Source organism: Ruegeria discodermiae (assembly GCF_030758345.1).
Lineage (GTDB): Bacteria > Pseudomonadota > Alphaproteobacteria > Rhodobacterales > Rhodobacteraceae > Ruegeria_C.
On record NZ_JAVAMO010000003.1, the window covers coordinates 151,999 to 170,043 of the forward strand.

19 protein-coding genes are annotated in these 18,045 nt (G+C 61.5%); 6 read left to right on the forward strand and 13 right to left on the reverse strand.

Annotation, left to right across the window (positions count from 1 at the left end; all coding sequences use genetic code 11):
• Positions 1-43 precede the first annotated feature (43 nt).
• The 3 genes from Q5Y75_RS09850 to Q5Y75_RS09860 all read right to left on the reverse strand — a co-directional run bounded on the left by Q5Y75_RS09850 (position 44) and on the right by Q5Y75_RS09860 (position 2,226).
• Positions 44-571 carry a hypothetical protein gene (locus Q5Y75_RS09850; RefSeq protein ID WP_306196787.1) on the reverse strand — a complete coding sequence of 176 codons (528 nt, stop codon included), beginning with the start codon at positions 569-571 and terminating at the stop codon, positions 44-46.
• A 104-nt stretch (positions 572-675) separates the two neighbouring features.
• Positions 676-1,506: a GNAT family N-acetyltransferase gene (locus Q5Y75_RS09855; RefSeq protein WP_306196789.1), complete on the reverse strand. Its 831-nt coding sequence runs from the start codon at positions 1,504-1,506 to the stop codon at positions 676-678.
• The gene (locus Q5Y75_RS09860) at positions 1,507-2,226 is read right to left on the reverse strand and encodes a 16S rRNA (uracil(1498)-N(3))-methyltransferase (RefSeq protein ID WP_306196791.1); all 720 of its coding nucleotides are present in this window, start codon (positions 2,224-2,226) and stop codon (positions 1,507-1,509) included. It abuts the gene before it with no gap.
• Between the two features lie 12 nt (positions 2,227-2,238).
• Between Q5Y75_RS09860 and ubiA the strand changes: the two genes are divergently transcribed.
• The 3 genes from ubiA to Q5Y75_RS09875 all read left to right on the forward strand — a co-directional run bounded on the left by ubiA (position 2,239) and on the right by Q5Y75_RS09875 (position 5,488).
• A complete protein-coding gene (ubiA, locus tag Q5Y75_RS09865; RefSeq protein WP_306196793.1) occupies positions 2,239-3,201 on the forward strand; it encodes a 4-hydroxybenzoate octaprenyltransferase in 963 nt (320 codons plus the stop codon).
• Between the two features lie 64 nt (positions 3,202-3,265).
• A complete protein-coding gene (locus tag Q5Y75_RS09870) occupies positions 3,266-5,167 on the forward strand; it encodes an OmpA family protein (RefSeq protein WP_306196795.1) in 1,902 nt (633 codons plus the stop codon).
• The gene (locus Q5Y75_RS09875) at positions 5,168-5,488 is read left to right on the forward strand and encodes a hypothetical protein (protein WP_306196797.1); all 321 of its coding nucleotides are present in this window, start codon (positions 5,168-5,170) and stop codon (positions 5,486-5,488) included.
• On the opposite strand, the gene Q5Y75_RS09880 is transcribed toward Q5Y75_RS09875, so the two are convergent.
• The 9 genes from Q5Y75_RS09880 to Q5Y75_RS09920 form a co-directional block, all read right to left on the reverse strand.
• Positions 5,489-5,932 carry a molybdenum cofactor biosynthesis protein MoaE gene (locus tag Q5Y75_RS09880; protein WP_306196799.1) on the reverse strand — a complete coding sequence of 148 codons (444 nt, stop codon included), beginning with the start codon at positions 5,930-5,932 and terminating at the stop codon, positions 5,489-5,491.
• 4 nt (positions 5,933-5,936) lie between these two features.
• Positions 5,937-6,182 (reverse strand): molybdopterin converting factor subunit 1, encoded by a 246-nt coding sequence (moaD, locus tag Q5Y75_RS09885; protein ID WP_306196801.1) that lies wholly within the window; start codon positions 6,180-6,182, stop codon positions 5,937-5,939.
• A complete protein-coding gene (gene pgsA / locus Q5Y75_RS09890; RefSeq protein WP_306196802.1) occupies positions 6,182-6,853 on the reverse strand; it encodes a CDP-diacylglycerol--glycerol-3-phosphate 3-phosphatidyltransferase in 672 nt (223 codons plus the stop codon). The genes moaD and pgsA overlap by 1 nt, the downstream gene beginning before the upstream one ends.
• Positions 6,854-6,920: 67 nt before the next feature.
• Complete coding sequence (gene uvrC / locus Q5Y75_RS09895; protein WP_306196804.1) at positions 6,921-8,795, reverse strand: excinuclease ABC subunit UvrC; 1,875 nt, start codon at positions 8,793-8,795, stop codon at positions 6,921-6,923.
• A gap of 290 nt (positions 8,796-9,085) precedes the next feature.
• Positions 9,086-9,865 (reverse strand): SDR family oxidoreductase, encoded by a 780-nt coding sequence (locus Q5Y75_RS09900; RefSeq protein WP_306196806.1) that lies wholly within the window; start codon positions 9,863-9,865, stop codon positions 9,086-9,088.
• Positions 9,866-9,887: 22 nt separating this feature from the next.
• On the reverse strand, positions 9,888-10,838 hold the full coding sequence (locus Q5Y75_RS09905) for a calcium/sodium antiporter (RefSeq protein WP_306196808.1): 951 nt from the start codon (positions 10,836-10,838) through the stop codon (positions 9,888-9,890).
• 168 nt (positions 10,839-11,006) lie between these two features.
• Positions 11,007-11,804 carry a S49 family peptidase gene (locus tag Q5Y75_RS09910; protein ID WP_306196810.1) on the reverse strand — a complete coding sequence of 266 codons (798 nt, stop codon included), beginning with the start codon at positions 11,802-11,804 and terminating at the stop codon, positions 11,007-11,009.
• Positions 11,805-11,911: 107 nt separating this feature from the next.
• Positions 11,912-12,673 carry an ABC transporter permease gene (locus Q5Y75_RS09915; protein WP_306196812.1) on the reverse strand — a complete coding sequence of 254 codons (762 nt, stop codon included), beginning with the start codon at positions 12,671-12,673 and terminating at the stop codon, positions 11,912-11,914.
• Entirely contained in the window at positions 12,670-13,599 is a 930-nt protein-coding gene (locus Q5Y75_RS09920) for an ABC transporter ATP-binding protein (protein WP_306196814.1), read from the reverse strand. The genes Q5Y75_RS09915 and Q5Y75_RS09920 overlap by 4 nt, the downstream gene beginning before the upstream one ends.
• A 204-nt stretch (positions 13,600-13,803) precedes the next feature.
• Between Q5Y75_RS09920 and Q5Y75_RS09925 the strand changes: the two genes are divergently transcribed.
• Both Q5Y75_RS09925 and Q5Y75_RS09930 read left to right on the forward strand, forming a co-directional pair.
• A complete protein-coding gene (locus Q5Y75_RS09925; protein ID WP_306196816.1) occupies positions 13,804-14,784 on the forward strand; it encodes a DMT family transporter in 981 nt (326 codons plus the stop codon).
• A 23-nt stretch (positions 14,785-14,807) separates the two neighbouring features.
• Positions 14,808-15,896, forward strand: a complete 1,089-nt coding sequence (locus Q5Y75_RS09930) for a CaiB/BaiF CoA transferase family protein (RefSeq protein WP_306196818.1) — start codon at positions 14,808-14,810, stop codon at positions 15,894-15,896.
• A gap of 6 nt (positions 15,897-15,902) precedes the next feature.
• Here Q5Y75_RS09930 and hemE read toward each other — a convergent pair whose 3' ends face one another.
• On the reverse strand, positions 15,903-16,937 hold the full coding sequence (hemE, locus tag Q5Y75_RS09935) for a uroporphyrinogen decarboxylase (RefSeq protein ID WP_306196820.1): 1,035 nt from the start codon (positions 16,935-16,937) through the stop codon (positions 15,903-15,905).
• Between the two features lie 105 nt (positions 16,938-17,042).
• Here hemE and hemC point away from each other — a divergent pair, with 105 nt between their 5' ends.
• The gene (gene hemC, locus Q5Y75_RS09940) at positions 17,043-18,002 is read left to right on the forward strand and encodes a hydroxymethylbilane synthase (RefSeq protein ID WP_306196822.1); all 960 of its coding nucleotides are present in this window, start codon (positions 17,043-17,045) and stop codon (positions 18,000-18,002) included.
• Positions 18,003-18,045: the final 43 nt, after the last annotated feature.

Sequence of the window (18,045 nt, forward strand, 5' to 3'; positions counted from 1 at the left end):
TGCTTCGTTCAAAAGCCAGTCGTGGTCACAAACGCGACGGGTGTCAATGCAGCCGCATCTGCGGCGGGCGGCTCGAATGCCGTTCCCAGATCACAACCGGGTGTGGGGACCTGCCGCCAAGCTCCGCCAGCATGGCCTCGGTGTGCAACCCCGGCAGAGCCGCGAACACATCAAACAGTGCCTCGGACCCTTCGGCATTGACCGGTATGTGAAGTGGAGATTGCCCCGGTTGGCGCAACACCCAATGTGCGGGTTTCGACGTCGGGTCGAGCGACAGTTGATCCAGTTCCGCCGCCGCAATAACACCTCCCGTGAGAGGGCCGTAATAGCTGATCTGTCCTTCATCAACCAGCACCACACCCGGCCCGCCGGTACCCGACCGGAAGCGCGCGCGTTGGATACCTATAACGATCAGCGCAATGCCTGCGACCAACAGCAGCCAACCGAGCCACGCCAGCAACCCGCCGGGCCCGACGATCCAGCTGAGGCCAACCAGAAGCAGCGCTGCTGCAACCAGCACTTCGCGCCATTTCCAGAGGGCCAGCTTTGCTTCGGGGCGAATAAAACTCATGCCTCTGGCCTTTCTTCGGTGACGTGCGCGCGGGCGGTATCGCCAATATGGTTAAGGTGTGCAGTGCCGTGAAATCTTCAAGCCCCAACGGCAGGGAAGCGAGATCAACCGATCCGTTCGGGGTCCCTGAACAGACACATCGAATAAGACCCGATGATCTCGAAACCGGTGCGCCTATAGACTCCTGCCGCCGCCTCAGAAGCCGCAAAGAGAATCGCGCGCGCCTTGCCGGAACGGGCGGCCTCGGCCAGATGCAGGTGAAGCGCCCGGCCTGCGTAGCCACGTTGCCTGAGCTCCGGGGGCGTATAGACCCCTCCGATCTGAATCACATCGCCGCATACCGCATTGAAGCCGGTCATGGCGACAGGAACATCCTCGATAACAAGCACGCGGTGGGTATCCGCCGAGATGTAACTCTCGATATCGCGGCGTGCCAAGGCCTCGGCCTGGTCAGCAGGTGTGCCCATGACTTCCAGATGATACGCTGTGCGCCAGCTCTCAATCAGCTCGCGCGACGCGACCGCAAGCGGTAGGAGCCGACCCTCCCCCTCCTGTTCTGTCAAGTCGTCGAGATCCATTCGCATCAGCGGCTCATCGCTGTCGTTGTTCATCTGCCGATCCTGCAACCCGCAGGCCATCAGCAGCGCGCGGACCTGATCGGTTTCACCCAAGCAACCGATCAGTGATCGGTCCAACAGCAACGGTTTCAGCCGAGCCCAATCCTTGAAACCCGGGAGTTGCGGCAGGATCATGCCCTCGCGGGTAACCGCGAGCATCCCGCCGGTTTCCGGGTCGATCCAAACCGAAATCGCGCGTGGATGCGCCCCATCCAGACCATGGGTCCGCAGGTTGGAAAGAGGAAACATCGACGTCTCGATATGACTCGCGAGGAACCCGTCGATCGCGGCGGCATCAGCTTGCGTCGCGCGCTGCATCTACCAATCCCCCAGCACCTGCTGCCAGACCGTCATCGCCGCTACCGCCGCCGTGTCGGCGCGCAGGATGCGGGGCCCGAGGCTGACCGCATGAGCGAAATCGGCCCGCGTCAGCCGCTCGCGTTCAGCCTCCGAGAAACCTCCCTCGGGGCCGATTAGGATCGCCCATGGACCCGGCCCCGCATCACGCAGCGCCTCTCCAGCGCCCACTAGTGCTTCGTCACAGAACATCAGTTGCCGATCCGGCGGCCAATCGGCCAGCAGGCGGTCAAGTTTCTGCAACGCGCCCACTTCTGGCACGAAAGTGCCGCCGCATTGTTCCGCCGCCTCAACCGCATGAGCCTGCAATCGGTCCTGCCGGATGCGTTCGGAATTGGTGAATTCCGTCTGCACCGGCACAATGCGCCGCGCGCCCATCTCGGCGGCTTTTTCGACGATGAAATCCGTGCGCGCCTTCTTGATCGGCGCAAAGAGCAGCCAGAGGTCGGGCGGCATCTGCAGCGGTTTTGTCTGTTCGATACAGGTCAGAGACCCACCGCGCTTGCCCGCCTCGGCCACCTCGGCCAGCCATTCGCCATCGCGCGAATTGAACAGCGCAACAGACGCGCCAACGGCAAGCCGCATCACCCCAAACAGGTAATGCGCCTGATCCCGCGTCAAAGGAACCGATTGCCCCTGCCCCAGCGGGTGCTCTACATACAGCCTGATCTTTGCACTCATGAGAGCCTACATATGCAAGGCGATGCGCCAACACCAGACGGTCAGGTCTCGGACTCGGTTTCGGGCAATTGGGTCGACACCTACGCACCGGGATTTGCCCGCCCATATCTGCGGCTCAGCCGTGCGGACAGACCGATCGGCACCTGGTTGTTGCTGATCCCCTGCTGGTGGGGTCTGGCGCTGGCGATACTGGCGGGCGGCAATCCGCGCAAGGGCGATCTGTGGATTGCGGCCGGATGCGCCATCGGCGCCTGGCTGATGCGCGGTGCGGGCTGTACCTGGAACGACATCACCGACCGCGAGTTCGACGCGCGGGTTGCGCGCACAAGATCGCGACCGATCCCGTCGGGACAAGTTACCGTGACCGGTGCCTATGTCTGGATGATCCTGCAATGCCTGCTGGCGCTGCTCATCCTGCTCAGCTTCAACCGGGCCGCGATTGCGATGGGTGTTCTCAGCCTGCTGCCCGTAGCGATCTACCCTTACGCCAAACGCTTCACCTGGTGGCCGCAGGTGTTTCTGGGCCTCGCTTTCAACTGGGGCGTGCTGCTGGCCTGGACCGCGCATAGCGGGTCGCTGGGGTGGCCTGCGATCATCCTATATGCCGCCGGGATCGCCTGGACGTTGTTCTATGACACCATCTATGCCCATCAGGACACTGAGGACGATGAGCTGATCGGCATCAAATCAACCGCGCGGCTGTTCGGTCAGAACACGGCGCACTGGCTGAAGTATTTTCTGGTCGCAACCGTTACCCTGATGGGCTGGGCAGTGATCGAGGCCGCGCTGCCCGATGCGCCGCTGATGGTGCTGGTTCTGGCGCTTGCGGGGCCCTGGGCGATGGGCTGGCATATGGCCTGGCAATTGCGCGGGCTCGATATCGAAGACAATGCGAAACTGCTGCAGCTGTTCCGGGTCAACCGTGATACCGGCTTGATCCCGCTGATCTTCTTCTGTGCGGCCCTGCTGGTTTGATTGCACCCCGGCAAACAGCCTTGTAAGACATCCTGACCCAAAGGACGACAAACCGACTCGGCCCATGCGTACTTCTCAAACGTTCATTGTTGCCCTGACCTTTACGGTGGCTGCCGGGCTTTGCATGATCGCCGCCAGTTTCGCGGTTCAGGCGGTCGAGGATGCCTCGGAAATCTCGGTGCGCCGCGCGCTTGACCTCGGAGGCCATGACTGGGCCGAAGTTGAGGCGGACGGGTTGCGGGTGGTTCTGACCGGCACCGCCAGCGACGAAGCGACACGGTTCAACGCCCTGACCGTTGTCGGGGACGAGGTCGATGCCTCACGCGTCATCGACGAGATGGAGATTACCCCCACCGCCAACCTGCGCGCGCCACGGTTTTCGGCAGAGATCCTGCGGAACGACAGCGGTATCTCGATCATCGGGCTGGTGCCCTCCTCCATGGACCGCGCCGCGCTGATCGACCAGTTGCGCGGGATTTCCGATAGGGGTCCTGTGACCGACCTGTTGGAAACCGCCGACTATGCGGTGCCCGACGGCTGGAGCGAGGCGATAGAATTTGCCGCAACATCGCTGTCGGTGCTGCCACGATCAAAGATTTCGCTCGGGCCGGACCTGGTCAGCGTCACTGCGATTGCCGACAGTCCAGAAGACAAGACCCGCATCGAAAACACGCTCAACCGCGTGGCGCCAAGCGGGCTGCGCATCCGGCTTGATATTTCTGCGCCGCGCCCGGTGATCACACCCTTCACCTTGCGGTTTCTGATCGATGAGGACGGCGCTCGGTTCGACGCCTGTTCGGCCGATACTCCCCAGGCACGCGACCGGATCGCAGCAGCGGCCCGACGGGCGGGCATTCCGGGCCAAAACAACTGCGTCATTGGCCTTGGCGTGCCCTCGCCAAAATGGGCCGATGCCGCTGAGCTGAGCATTGATGCGCTGCGGTCGCTGGGGCTAGGCTCGGTCACGATTTCGGACGCGGATATTACGCTGATTGCAGCCGAAGGGGTCGCGCAAGCCGATTTTGACCGGATTGTCGGCGAGCTTGAAGCCGATCTGCCGGCGGTCTTCGCCCTGCACGCGGTGCTGCCCCAGCCGGTCGAGGCTGACCCGGCCGGCCCGGTGGAATTCACCGCGACGCTCAGCCCCGAAGGCCTGGTGCAACTTCGCGGACGCCTCACGGACGAGAACATGCGCCACATGGTGGACAGCTATGCCAAGGCCGCCTTTGGCTCAGACGTGGTGCACACCGCCACACGGATCGTGCCGAACCTGCCTCCGGAATGGCCGGTGCGGGTGCTGACCGGGCTGGAAACCCTGTCGCTGCTGCGCAATGGCGTGCTGACCGTCACCCCGGAGAACGTGACGCTGCAAGGTGTCAGCCATCGCGAGGATGCCAGCGCCGAAGCTGCGCGGATGCTGGCCGAAAAGCTGGGCGAGGCGCAGGGGTTCGACCTGTCGATCATTTATGAAGAGCCTCCGGAGCCTGCCGACAAACCGCTCGATCCCGACGTGTGTGAAAGCCGGGTCGCCGAGATCCAGAGCGAAGCGAAGATCACCTTTGAACCCGGCTCGGCCACCATTGCCGGAGAGTCGCTCGATACGATGAATCGGATCGCAGACGTGCTGGATCAATGCGGTGGCATCCGGATGGAGATTCAGGGCTATACCGACAGTCAGGGCCGCGAAGAGATGAACCAGCAGCTCAGCCAGGCCCGCGCGCAATCGGTGCTGAACGAGCTGCGCGCGCGCCGGGTGCTGACCTCAAGCTTCACCGCCGTCGGGTATGGCGAGAACGACCCCATCGCCGACAACAAGACCGAAGAGGGCCGCGAAGCCAACCGGCGCATCAATTTCCATCTGATCCGCCCCGAACCGATCCCGGAAACCCAGACCGGGCTGGAAGCGGTCGAGCAACAGCCCGAAGCGGCGGTCGAAGAGGACGCGGAAAGCGGACAGGACGAGTAAATGAACAGAACAGAATTCATCATCACCACAGCGATCATCCTGTTCGTCGCCTTTGCCATGGGCTGGTTCGCCAATTGGCTGGTCCATCGCTTTACCCGTGTCCGCCAAAGCGACGTCGCCGATCTGGACCGGATGAGCCAGGAACTGCACGAGGCCGAGGAAACCCGCGATCAGGCCATCACCTATCTGCAACAGCGCGAGGCGGAACTGAGCAACCAGTTGACCCAGACAGAGGCAGAATTGCGCGCGGCCATGGAAGGGCTGCGCGACGCCAGACAGGAAGCAGAAGAACTGCGCGCGCGGCTCAACAGCGTAAACTGATCACCAGCGGTCGAGCGCGGCCTCGTCCTCATCCTTTGCGGCAACCCAATCGCTGCCCTCTCCTGAAATTTCCTTCTTCCAGAACGGTGCGCGGGATTTCAGGTAATCCATCAGGAATTCCGCCGCCTCAAACGCATCCTTGCGGTGGCGCGCGGCGGTGGCGACCATCATGATCCGGTCGCCCGGTGCCAGTTGGCCATAGCGGTGGATCACCAGAACATCCGCCAATGACCAGCGCTGGCGGGCGTCATCGGCAATCGCGGCAATCGCCTTTTCGGTCATGCCCGGATAATGCTCGATCTCCATCACATCCAGATTGCCCTGCGCCAGATCGCGCACCACGCCGGTAAAGGTCACGATGGCCCCGCTGCCGGTATCGCCCTCTGCAAAGCGGTTGGCCTCAGCACCCAGATCAAATGGCTCTTCTTGAACCGAGACGCGCATGCGCCTACCCGCCTGTCATGGGAGGGAAAAACGCCACCTCGCGCACGCCGGTCAAGGGCGCGTCAAACCCGCTGAGCTCCTGATCCAGCGCCACGCGCAGTGCTGAAAGATCGGCAAAGGCCGCGGCATAGCGCTCTTCCCGGGCAACCAGTTCGCGCACCAGATCAGCCACTGTCGCGGCCTCGGTGTCGATCTTTTCCTTCGGGATGCCGATACGCTCCCGGACCCATGCAAAATAGAGCACGTCCATTATCGCGTCTCCCTCAGATGTGGCATGGCTTTATTTAGGTAATCCCAGCCGGTGATCAATGTCAGCGTCGCCGCGATCCAAAGCAGCCAAAGCCCGACCCGACCGGACCAGACGACGGCAGCATTCTTCCAGCGCAATCCAACCTCGTCACTGACATCGCCCGCGAGGATTTGCTCGAACAAGGCCTGATCCATACCCCATGCTGACATGCCCAGATGATGTTCGAATATCCCCTGACTGAACAGGACCGCAATCGCGATCATCTGCGCAGTGGTTTTCCATTTTGCGAGCTTCGTCACCTTGAGCGTGCCCGCAGTATCGCCCAGATACTCGCGCAGGCCCGACACAAACACCTCGCGGAACAGGATGACCGTGGCCGGCAGGACCAGCCAGGGCGTCCAGTGTTCGGTGGAATAGCCCACAAGGATCATCAGCGCGATCACCACCATCGCCTTGTCAGCAATCGGGTCCAGCATCGCGCCGATCTTGGTTTCCTGTTTCCAGGCCCGCGCAAGATAGCCGTCAAACCAATCGGTCACCGCCGCCGAGACAAACAGGATCAATGCAAACCAGTCCGCATAGGGTCGGGTGAAATACAAAAACATGATGGCGAGACCCGGCGCTGCGATAAGTCGCAGCAAGGTCAATATGTTCGGCACGTTCCATTTCATGAGTGGACTTTATCGCGGCCTTGCGGGAACCGAAAGACGAGGCGCGATAATTCTCGCAAGTGCCAACTCAGCCCTTGTCGTGAAAGAAATCATAGACCTTCTGCGCCAACCCCGCCGAGATGCCTTCAACCGCCTTGAGATCGGCCAGATTGGCGCGGCTGACCGCCTTGGCGCTGCCGAAATGCGCCAGCAGCGCCCGCTTGCGCGAAGCCCCGACGCCCGCAATCTCATCCAGCGGCGTCGCCCCTACTGTCTTGGCACGTTTGGCCCGGTGGGTCCCAATGGCAAAACGGTGCGCCTCATCCCTGAGACGCTGCACGAAATAGAGCACCGGATCGTTGCGTTTCAGCGCAAAGGGGCGCTGTCCTGTGCGGTGGAACTCTTCCTTGCCGTGGTCGCGGTCCACGCCTTTGGCAACCCCGACCATGGCGACATCATCGACGCCATGGGCGGTCATGATCTCCTGCACAGCACTGACCTGCCCGGCCCCGCCATCTATCAGCAGCAAATCGGGCCAGAGGCCCTTTTCCCGGTCAGGATCTTCTTTCAGCAGCCGGGCGAAGCGGCGGTTCAGCACCTCTTTCATCATCCCGAAATCATCGCCGGGGGTCAGATCGTCACCGCGAATGTTGAACTTGCGATAGGCGTTTTTCATAAACCCGTCGGGTCCAGCCACGATCATCGCGCCGACCGCATTTGTGCCCTGAATATGTGAGTTGTCATAGACCTCGATCCGTTCGGGCGGCGCATCCAGATCGAAAGCCTCGGCCAACCCGCGCAGCAGTTTCGCCTGGGTGGCGCTTTCTGACATGCGCCGGCCCAGAGATTCGCGCGCATTGCGCAGCGCGCCTGAGACCAGTTCGGCCTTCTCCCCGCGCTGCGGCACGAGGATTTCGACCTTGCGCCCGGCCTTCTCGCTCAGCGCCTCGGTCATCAGATCGGCATTTTCGATCCCGTCGGACAAGATCAGCTGACGTGGTGGTTCCTTGTTGTCATAGAACTGGCCCAGAAACGCCTCCATCACCTCGGCGGATGAAACATCCGCGCCGACGCGGGGATAGAAATCGCGATTGCCCCAGTTCTGGTTGGCGCGAATGAAAAACACCTGCACACAGGCCAGACCGCTATCCATATGCAGCGCAATGACATCGGCCTCAGTCACCCCGCGCGGGTTGATGCCCTGGCTGGTCTGAACGCTGGTCAGCGCCTTGATCCGGTCGCGTAGCCCGGCGGCGCGTTCGAACTCCATTGCGTCCGAGGCGACCTGCATCTGCTCAGCCAAGTCCTCCTGCACGCGAGTGGAACGGCCGGACAAAAACCGCCCGGCATCTTTCACGCGCGCCGCATAATCCTCTTCCGAGATCAGACCCACACAAGGCCCCGAACAGCGCTTGATTTGATAGAGCAGACAGGGCCGCGTCCGGCTTTCGAACATGGAATCAGAGCAGTTGCGCAGCTGGAACGCCTTCTGCAACTGGTTCAGCGTCCGGTTCACCGCTCCAGCGCTGGCGAAGGGGCCAAAATAGGTGCCTTTTTCCTTCTTCGCCCCCCGGTGTTTCTTGATCTGGGAAAAGGCGTGCTGCTTGGAAACCAGAATATTAGGAAAGCTCTTATCGTCGCGCAGCAGCACGTTGTATTTCGGTTTCAGCTGCTTGATCAGGTTCTGTTCCAGCAACAACGCTTCTGTCTCGGTCCGCGTGGTCAGGAACATCATCGAGGCGGTTTCGCCGATCATTCGCTCGATCCGCGGGGAATGGCCCGGGCGGGAATAATTCGACACCCGCGCCCGCAGATTTCGCGCCTTTCCGACATAGAGAACCCGCGCCTGCGCATCCAGCATCCGGTAGACGCCGGGTGAACTGTCCAGCGACTTCAGATAGGCCTGAATACAGGAATACCCCACCAGAGCGGGATCGGTGATTCTGTCGGGCGCGTCACTCATGGACCACAGATATGATTCTCGGCTGGGGGCTGCAATCTTGTGAGGGCTAGTTCAAGGGAAAACAAATCCACGACTTCTGTGGATAACCTTGCGTATATCTTCCGGCCAACCAGAGAAATTCATTGAAAACAGGGGGCTTCCTTGATTTGCACAAATATTAGGCGACAATTCAACGTATTGTTTTTAAAAGAAATATTTTTGGACACATAGCAAGTATATGAAAATAAAGACATTTTTGTAACGGTTAAGTAACACAAATGCGAGCGGTGCAAAACTTGCATCGCGCAGGCCTATTCAACCCCCAAAACATCCGGCGTCTGCCATCCCAGATGCTGGCCGCCATCGACACAGATCAACTGTCCGGTGACCGCGTGTGCCTCCAGCAGATAACCGAGTGCAGCGCTGATATCCGACGGGTTCGAACCCCGCCCAGAGATCGTGTTGGCGCGCTGCGCGGCGAAGTGTTCTTCGGACTGCCGATGCCCGCGCAAGGTCGGACCCGGTCCAATCGCATTGACCCGGATCGCGGGGGTCAGCGCCTGCGCTGCGGTCTGGGTCAAGGTCCACAGCCCGGACTTCGCAATCGTATAGGTCATGAATTCGGGCGTCAGCTTACGCACGCGCATGTCGATCATGTTGACGATCAGACCGGTGGCCTGCGGTTCATCGTTATGATCAGTCCTAGCCGGAAAGCCCTGCGCCGCCATGGCCTGCGTCAGCACAAAAGGCGCGCGCAGATTGCTTTCCATGTGCCGGTCCCAGCTGTGCCGGGACGCCGAGCGGATGTTGTCATACTCAAAGACCGAGGCATTGTTGACCAGGCAGGTGATCGGGCCGCCAAGGGCGTCAGCAGCACGGGGCAGAAGCGCCTCGACCTTTGCCTCATTCAGCAGATCGGCCTGCAACGCAACCGCAGCGCGGCCCAGCGATGTAATGGTGTCGACAGCCTCGCGCGCAGCGTCCTCAGAGGTTGCGTAGTGCACCGCTACGTCAAAGCCGCGCTCTGCCAGATAGATCGCCATCTCGCGGCCAAGCCGAATACCTGCACCTGTGACCAATGCCCGGGCCATGCCCAACCTCCACCCCAGCGGGTTACAGCAAAACGCTCACGACATATACGGCGTAGAGTGTGGTCAGGATCACCCCCCAGATCCGGGTGATGTCCTTTTTCAGGAACACAAACGGGAACAGCAGGATCGACGCGCCCAGCATCACCCAGAGGTCGAACTCCAGGAACTCGGGATCGACCGGAATCGGGCCGAACCATGTGGCAATGCCGATAATGGCCAGCAGATTGAACATGTTCGAGCCGATGACATTGCCCAGTGCCACATCCGCCTGCCGACGCAGCGCCGCCATCATCGTGGTCGCAAGCTCGGGCAGTGAGGTGCCGATCGCGACAAGTGTCAGGCCGATCACTGTTTCGCTGACATGGTAGGTGCGGGCAATCACCGTGGCGTTTTCAACCAGCAGATGCGCGCCCATGGGCAGGCCTATCAATCCCAGCACCAGATAGACACCGATGCGCCAGAACGGCATGTCGGGGTCGGCCTCTTCCAAATCCTCAATCTCTTCGACACCGCCGCAGGCTCTTCGATGCGCTTTGGCATCGCGGAAGGCATCCGCGAGCACCAGCGCCAGTGCGGCCAACAGGATAGCACCGGTCCAGAAATTGAACGTGCCCAGAAAGGCCAGCCCGATGAACAACACCGATGCGAGCAGCATGAAGACATAAGTCTTGCGGCTGTTGCATTCGCTGGTGTGCAACGTGGCAAGCAATGCGGGCAGGCCCAGCACCAGCAGGATATTGGCCGTGTTCGAGCCGACAACATTGCCCAGCGCGATGCCCGGCGCATGCTCTTCAACCGCCTTGATCGCGATCAGCAACTCGGGTGCCGAGGTGCCGAAGGCGACAATGGTCAGGCTGACGATCAAGGCGGGCACGCCCAGCCGCAAGCTCAGATTGACCGCGCCGCGCACCAGCGCGTCGCCCGCCAAGAGCAGGATGACAAGGCCGAGGCCGGAGAGCAGCCAGGCCGTCATGAACGATCCCCCTGTCCGCAGCGACACGGTCCCTTGCTGATGCGAAAACGACCACAGCCGGGGCATCGGGCCGAGCGCAAGGCGGTCTGCCCCGGAAATCGCAATTTGCCGAACATTGCCAGAACCGCCATGCCTACGAGGAAAAGAAGGACAACTTTCAGGATCACGTCAGAGACCAAAGCGCGCGTAGGCGGCCCGCTCCTCCAGCCCGGCGATGGCGTCTTGTGCGACCTGTGTGCCCAGACGCAAGAAAAGCGGTTTCTTGAGGCCATAACGGCGGAATTGCACCTTGTCTCCGAACCGCTCCTGCATTTTGGGCTTGAGATGGCCGATCCCGTCGATCAGGCCCAATTCCTGCGCGCGCCGCGCCAGCCAGAACTCTCCGGTGAACAGATCGCCATTGTCGTTCAGCTTGTCGCCACGCCGGGTCTTGACCTGATTGATGAAGGTCTGGTGCATCTCCGCCAGCAAAACCTTGAGGCGCGAGACATCCTCTTCCTTCTCGGGCGCGAACGGGTCGAGCATGGATTTCGACCGGCCCGCCGTGTGAACGCGGCGTTCGAACCCCTGGCGCGCCAGAAAGATATGCGCGCCGAACCCCGAAGAGATCACCCCGATGGACCCCACGACCGAGCTTTCATCTGCCCAGATCTCATCCGCCGCCGAGGCCAGCCAATACCCGCCAGAGGCGGCCACATCCTCGACAAAGGCATAAACCGGCACGCTCAGCTCTTCGGACAGGCGGCGAATGCGCGATCCGATCAGCGAGCTTTGCACAGGCGAGCCGCCCGGCGAATTGATCTGGAGCGCCACGGCAGCAGGCTTGCCGCGCCGGAAGGCGCGTTCCAGCATCGGGGCCAGCGTGACGTCGTTGAGGGAGCCGCGACCGCTCATCCCGATGGCGCCCGACAGGCGGACCACGGCGACAAGAGGCGGGTTGTTAAGGAAAGGCAGGCGCAGTTTCATGAATGCCCATGTAGAATGCCGTCTCGTCGCAGACAAGGCACGCTGCCGCAGAGAAATGGTGCAAGGGCGCGTTTCACGGGCCGGGCGGGCATATTTGCAACGGGCTCCTAACTGCGGATGCGCCAGCCAGTCTTGAATATCCACCAGATGATGGCAAGGCAAATACCGGTAAAGGCGCCGATTGCCAGCAGGCTGAAAAAGATCGGCACATCCGCAAGGCCGTAAAACGACCATCGGAAACCCGAGACCAGATAGACCACCGGATTGAACAGGGTGATGGTCTGCCAGACCGGCGGCAGCATGGTGATCGAATAGAACGTCCCGCCCAGAAAGATCAGCGGCGTGATCACCAGTTGCGGGATCAGCGACATCTGTTCGAAATTACTGGCCCAGATGCCGATGATGAAGCCCAGCAACGCAAAACTGAGACAGGTCAGGATCAGAAACGCCGCCATGGCGATGGGATGCTCGACCCGGATATCGACAAAGAATGTGGCGGTCACCAGGATCACCAGACCCACGAACAATGCCTTCGTCGCAGCGGCCCCGACATACCCGATCACAATTTCGAGAAAGTTGATGGGCGCGGACAGAACCTCATAGATCGTGCCCAGGAACTTCGGGAAGTAGATGCCGAAGGACGCGTTCGAGATCGCCAGCGTCACCACCGACAGCATAATCAGCCCCGGCACGATGAAGGCACCATAAGACACGCCCTCGATCGTCTCAATTCGGCTGCCGATGGCGGTGCCGAAGACGATGAAATACAGCGAGGTCGACAGGACCGGCGAGAAAAAGCTCTGCGCCAGCGTGCGGAAAAACCGCGCCATCTCGAAACGGTAGATGGCGGCGACGGCGGCCCAGTTCATGCCTGCTCTCCTGACACGAGGTTGACGAAAATCTCTTCGAGGCTGCTCTGCCGTGTCTGCACATCACGCAAGACCAGACCGGCCTTAGCCACATCGTTCAAAAGCGAGGTGATGCCGGTGCGCTCGCCGTGGATGTCATAGGAATAGACAAACGCATTCCCTGCCCCGTTCAGGGTCAGGTCATACTGTTTCAGCGCGTCGGGGATCGCATCGACGGGTTCGGTCAGCATCACTTCGATATGCTTCCTGCCCATCTGCGCCATCAGGTTGTCCTTATCCTCAACCAGCAGCAATTCGCCGCCGTTGATCACACCGACCCGATCAGCAATGGCCTCGGCCTCTTCGATGTAGTGCGTGGTCAGGATGATCGTGACACCGTTTTCCTTGAGCTCGCGCACGATCTCCCACATGTCCTTGCGCAGTTCGACATCGACCCCGGCAGTGGGCTCGTCCAGAAACAGGATGCGCGGCTCATGCGCCAGCGCCTTCGCGATCAGCACCCGGCGCTTCATACCGCCCGAGAGCTCCTTGACCGCGTTCTTGCGCTTGTCCCAGAGCGACAGCTTGCGCAGAATATCCTCAATCTTGGCATCGTCGCGCCCTAGCCCGAACAGGCCGCGCGACAGGCGCACAGTGTTCTGCACCTTTTCGAACGGTTCCAGCGCGATTTCCTGTGGCACAAGACCGATCATCCGCCGCGCAGCGCGGTAATCGTTCAGAATGTCATGGCCACCAACGCTCACATACCCCGAACTCGGCATGGTAATGCCGCAAATCGTCGAGATCAGGGTGGTCTTGCCCGCCCCGTTAGGCCCCAGCAGGGCGAGTATCTCGCCCTCTTCAATGTCCAGCGAGACACCTTTCAGGGCCTCAAAACCGTCCGCATAGGATTTTCTGAGGTCCGTTATCGAGAGAATTGTGGTCATGTACTGCCCCTGTTGCGCGGGCGATCCTATCGCGCGACGGAGCGCTGCAACAGAGCGCAAATGCACAAAAAACTCTGCAAGGCCGCGCAGATGGTTCGAGAGTTGCGACACATCCGGTCGCAATACTTATGGACAGCGCGGCTCGCTCTGATACCCCGGAGGATATCAGGCGCGCAAATTCACGGCCCGCCGGAGGAGCACCACATGGAGACATTGGCCCAGAGCCGGCCCGCCGCCGGGATTGCCTGCATTGTTGTTGGCATGATCTGCATTTCGATCAACGACATGATCATCAAACAGTTGTCGGGCGACTACCCGCTGCATCAGATCGTGATGTTTCGCGCCTCGATCGGGATCATGTTCACGCTGGTGATGGTGCAATATGAAGGCGGGTTCGGAATCCTCAGGACCCGGCAGCCGCTGCTGCATCTGCTGCGCGGGCTGATGGTGGTGATTTCGAACATGAGCTTCTTTCTGGCCTTGGCGGTGATGCCGCTGGCTGATGTGACAGCGATGTTTTTCGTCGCGCCGCTCTTCATCACCTTGCTGTCGGTCCCGATTCTGCGGGAAAAGGTCGGGCCGCTGCGCACTGGCGCGGTTCTGGTCGGCTTTGTCGGCGTGCTCATCATGCAGCGCCCGTGGGAAAGCGGTGAAGCGCTGGTGGCCAACCGTCTGGTGCTGCTGCTGCCCCTGATCGCAGCCCTGACCTATGCCTTACTGCAAGTGATGACGCGCAAACTTGGCGTGACAACCAAAGCGTCGGCTCTGGCCTTTTATATTCAGCTCGTGTTCATACTCGTTTGCCTGGGATTCTACCTGATCGCCGGTGACGGGCGCTTTGCCGAAGGTATCGAGGACCCCAGCCTGCTTTTCTTGTTTCGGGCGTGGGTTTGGCCCGATGACGGCGACTGGATCTACCTGCTGCTGCTTGGCATGAATGTCGCTGTGATCGGATATTCTCTGAGCCAGGCCTACCGGCTGGCCGATGCCGCCACCGTCTCGCCCTTTGAATATGTGGGGCTGCCGATGGCGGTGTTCTGGGGCTGGCTGATCTGGGCGGAACTGCCCGATCTTGAGGTCTGGATCGGTATGATCCTGATCATGGGCGCGGGTCTGTTCGTGTTCCTGCGCGAACAGCAGAAATCGCGCAGGCTTGCGCGGCGGCGCATCAATGTTCCACGGTAGGCCCAAAGGAACAGGGGGCGCCAATGCTCGATGGGATACGGATCGTGGAATTCGAAGGGCTCGGCCCCGCCCCTTTCGCCGCCATGACGCTGGCCGATCTGGGCGCCGATGTGATCGTCATTCACCGCAAGGGCGGCCCGCCCAGTCCGGGCCAGCCGGACAGGTCACTGCTGGATCGCGGCAAACGCTCGATTGAACTGGACCTCAAGGACCCGGACGACCGTGAGACCGCTCTGTGCATCGTCGCCGGTTCTGACGCGTTGATCGAAGGGTTCCGTCCGGGTGTGATGGAAAACCTGGGGCTCGGCCCGGAGACCTGCCATGCCCGCAATCCAGGCCTGGTCTATGGCCGCATGACCGGCTGGGGGCAGGATGGACCGCTGGCCGCTGCTGCCGGGCATGACCTGAACTATATCGGGCTCTCGGGTGCTCTCTGGTATGCTTCCGCGCCGGGGGACCTCCCGCTCACGCCAGCCACGCTGGTGGGCGATATCGGTGGGGGCGCGATGTATCTGGTGGCGGGGCTGGTGGCCGGGCTGCTGAAGGCACGGGCAAGTGGCAGCGGCACGGTGGTCGATGCCGCGATCTATGACGGCTCAGCGCATATGATGAACCTGCTGATGAGCTTACGGCAATCGGGAAACCTGTCTCAGAAACGCGGCGAAAGCCTGCTTGACGGCCCGCATTGGAGCCGGACCTATCGCTGCGGTGACGGCGGTTATATCTCGGTGCAGTGTCTTGAGCCGAAATTCTACCGGCAATTTCTGGCCCGTCTCAATCTGGCCGAGGACCCGGATTTTGCCCGGCAATTCGACCGCACCCTCTGGCCCCGTCTGAACGAACGGCTCGGCGCGATCTTTGGCCAGCAGAGCCGCGACTATTGGGCTGATCTGTTTGCGGGCAGCGATGCCTGCGTTGCGCCGGTTCTGAGCCCGGACGAGGCCATGTCCCATCCCGCAAACCAGCATCGCCACACCTGGCATGAGATGGACGGTATTTTGCAGGCCGCACCCGCGCCGCGTTTTGATGGCCAGAAGACGTCGCCGAAGCCCGCCCCTCAACGCGGCGCGCACAGCGACGAGATTCGCGCCGAATTCGCCGCCAAGCTATGAGGCGCGTCAGCCGCCGCGCACCGTGTCGATCATCAGTTGCACATTCTCGGGATCGGCATCCGGCGTGATGCCATGGCCAAGATTGAAGATATGCGGCCCCTTGGAAAACGCCTGCACGATCTGCCGGGTCTCATCCACCAGCGCCTGCCCGCCCGTCACCATGTGGCGCGAGGCCAGATTGCCCTGCACACAGCCATCGACCTGCACATGACGCGCCGCCCAATCCGGGTCGGCGGAATTGTCCAGCGCCACACAATCAACGCCGGTTTCGCGTGCAAAGCCCACATAATGCGCGCCAGCCTCACGCGGGAAGCCGATGATCGGGATGCCGGGATGGCGCTCTTTCAGCGCGCGGGTGATCGCGCGGGTCGGCTCGACCGCGTATTTCTCGAACGCGTCATCGGGCAGTGAACCGGCCCAGCTGTCGAAAATCTTCACCACCTCAGCCCCGGCTTCGATCTGCATCGACAGATAGTCGATGGTCGCCGCCGTGATCCGGCTGATCAGCGCATCAAACAGCGCCGGGTTTTCCAGCCGCAGCGCATGGGCCGGGCCCTGATCGGGCGTCCCACGACCCGCGATCATATAGGTCGCGACTGTCCAGGGCGCGCCCGCGAACCCGATCAGCGTGGTCTCGGACGGCAATTCACGCGACAGGATGCGGACGGTCTCATAGATCGGGGACAGGGTCTCGTGAATATCCATCGCCGGTTTGAGCGCATCGAACTCTGCCTGGGTGGTGATGGTCGACAGCCGCGGCCCCTCGCCCGTCACAAACCACAGATCAGCGCCCAGCGCCTGTGGCACCAGCAGGATGTCGGCAAACAGGATCGCCGCATCGAAGCCGTAGCGGCGGATCGGCTGCAACGTGACCTCGGCGGCCAGGTCGGGATTGTAGCACAGCGACAGAAAATCTCCGGCCTGCGCGCGGGTGGCGCGATACTCGGGCAAATACCGCCCCGCCTGCCGCATCATCCAGATCGGCGGCACGTCCTGAACCTCGCCCGCCAAGGCGCGCAGTATCGTTTTTGTCTCAGCCATGCCTGCCCCCAATTCTGATTGCGCCACACCGGTCTATGCTGAGCGGCAATTTGTCAAGCATTCCCCCGTTGTCAGGGCAAAGTGACGCGACTAAAGCTGTGCGCCATGACACATGCACTGCCCTCTCCGTCCGACCCTCTGAAAATCGGCACGCGCGGTTCGCCGCTTGCGCTGGCGCAAGCCTATGAAACCCGCGATCGCCTCGCCAAGGCCCATGAGTTGCCGCATGATGCGTTCGAGATCACCGTGATCATGACCAGCGGCGACAATCGCAAACTGATCGACGCGGATCGCCCGCTGAAAGAGATCGGCAACAAGGGCCTGTTCACCAAAGAGATCGAAGAGGCGATGCTGCGCGGCGATATCGACATCGCGGTGCACTCGACCAAGGACATGCCGGTCGCACAGCCCGAAGGTCTGGTGCTGGATACGTTCCTGCCGCGCGAGGATGTACGTGATGCCTTCATCTCTCCGGGGCTGACTACGCTGGATGATCTGGCCGAGGGGGCCGTTGTCGGGACCTCGTCGCTGCGCCGCCGCGCCCAGTTGCTGAACCGGCGTCCCGATCTGAACGTGGTGGAGTTCCGGGGCAATGTGCAGACCCGCCTGCGCAAACTCTCCGAAGGCGTGGCCGAATGCACCTTTCTGGCGCTGGCCGGATTGAACCGGCTGGACATGAGTGAGGTGCCGGCGACCCCGATCTCACCAGACGACATGCTGCCCGCCATCGCACAAGGGGCCATCGGGATCGAGCGGCGCGGCGATGACGCGCGCGCTGGCGACTTGCTGGCCCGCATTCATCACAGCGAAACCAAACACAGGCTGGCCGCCGAACGGGCCTTTCTGGCGGCGCTCGACGGGTCCTGCGAAACGCCGATTGCCGGGTTGGCCGAGATCGACGGCGACACCCTGCGCCTGCGCGGTCAGGTCCTGCGCCCCGATGGTTCCGAGGACGTGTCCGAAGAGCGATCCTGCGCGATCGCGGATGGGGCAGAGCTGGGCCGCGACATGGCGTCGGATATGCTGAAACAGGCGGGGCCGGGCTTTTTCGAATGGCGCGACTGACGCCACGGCCTGTTTGACAGAGCCCCGTCCTCTCTGGGACACT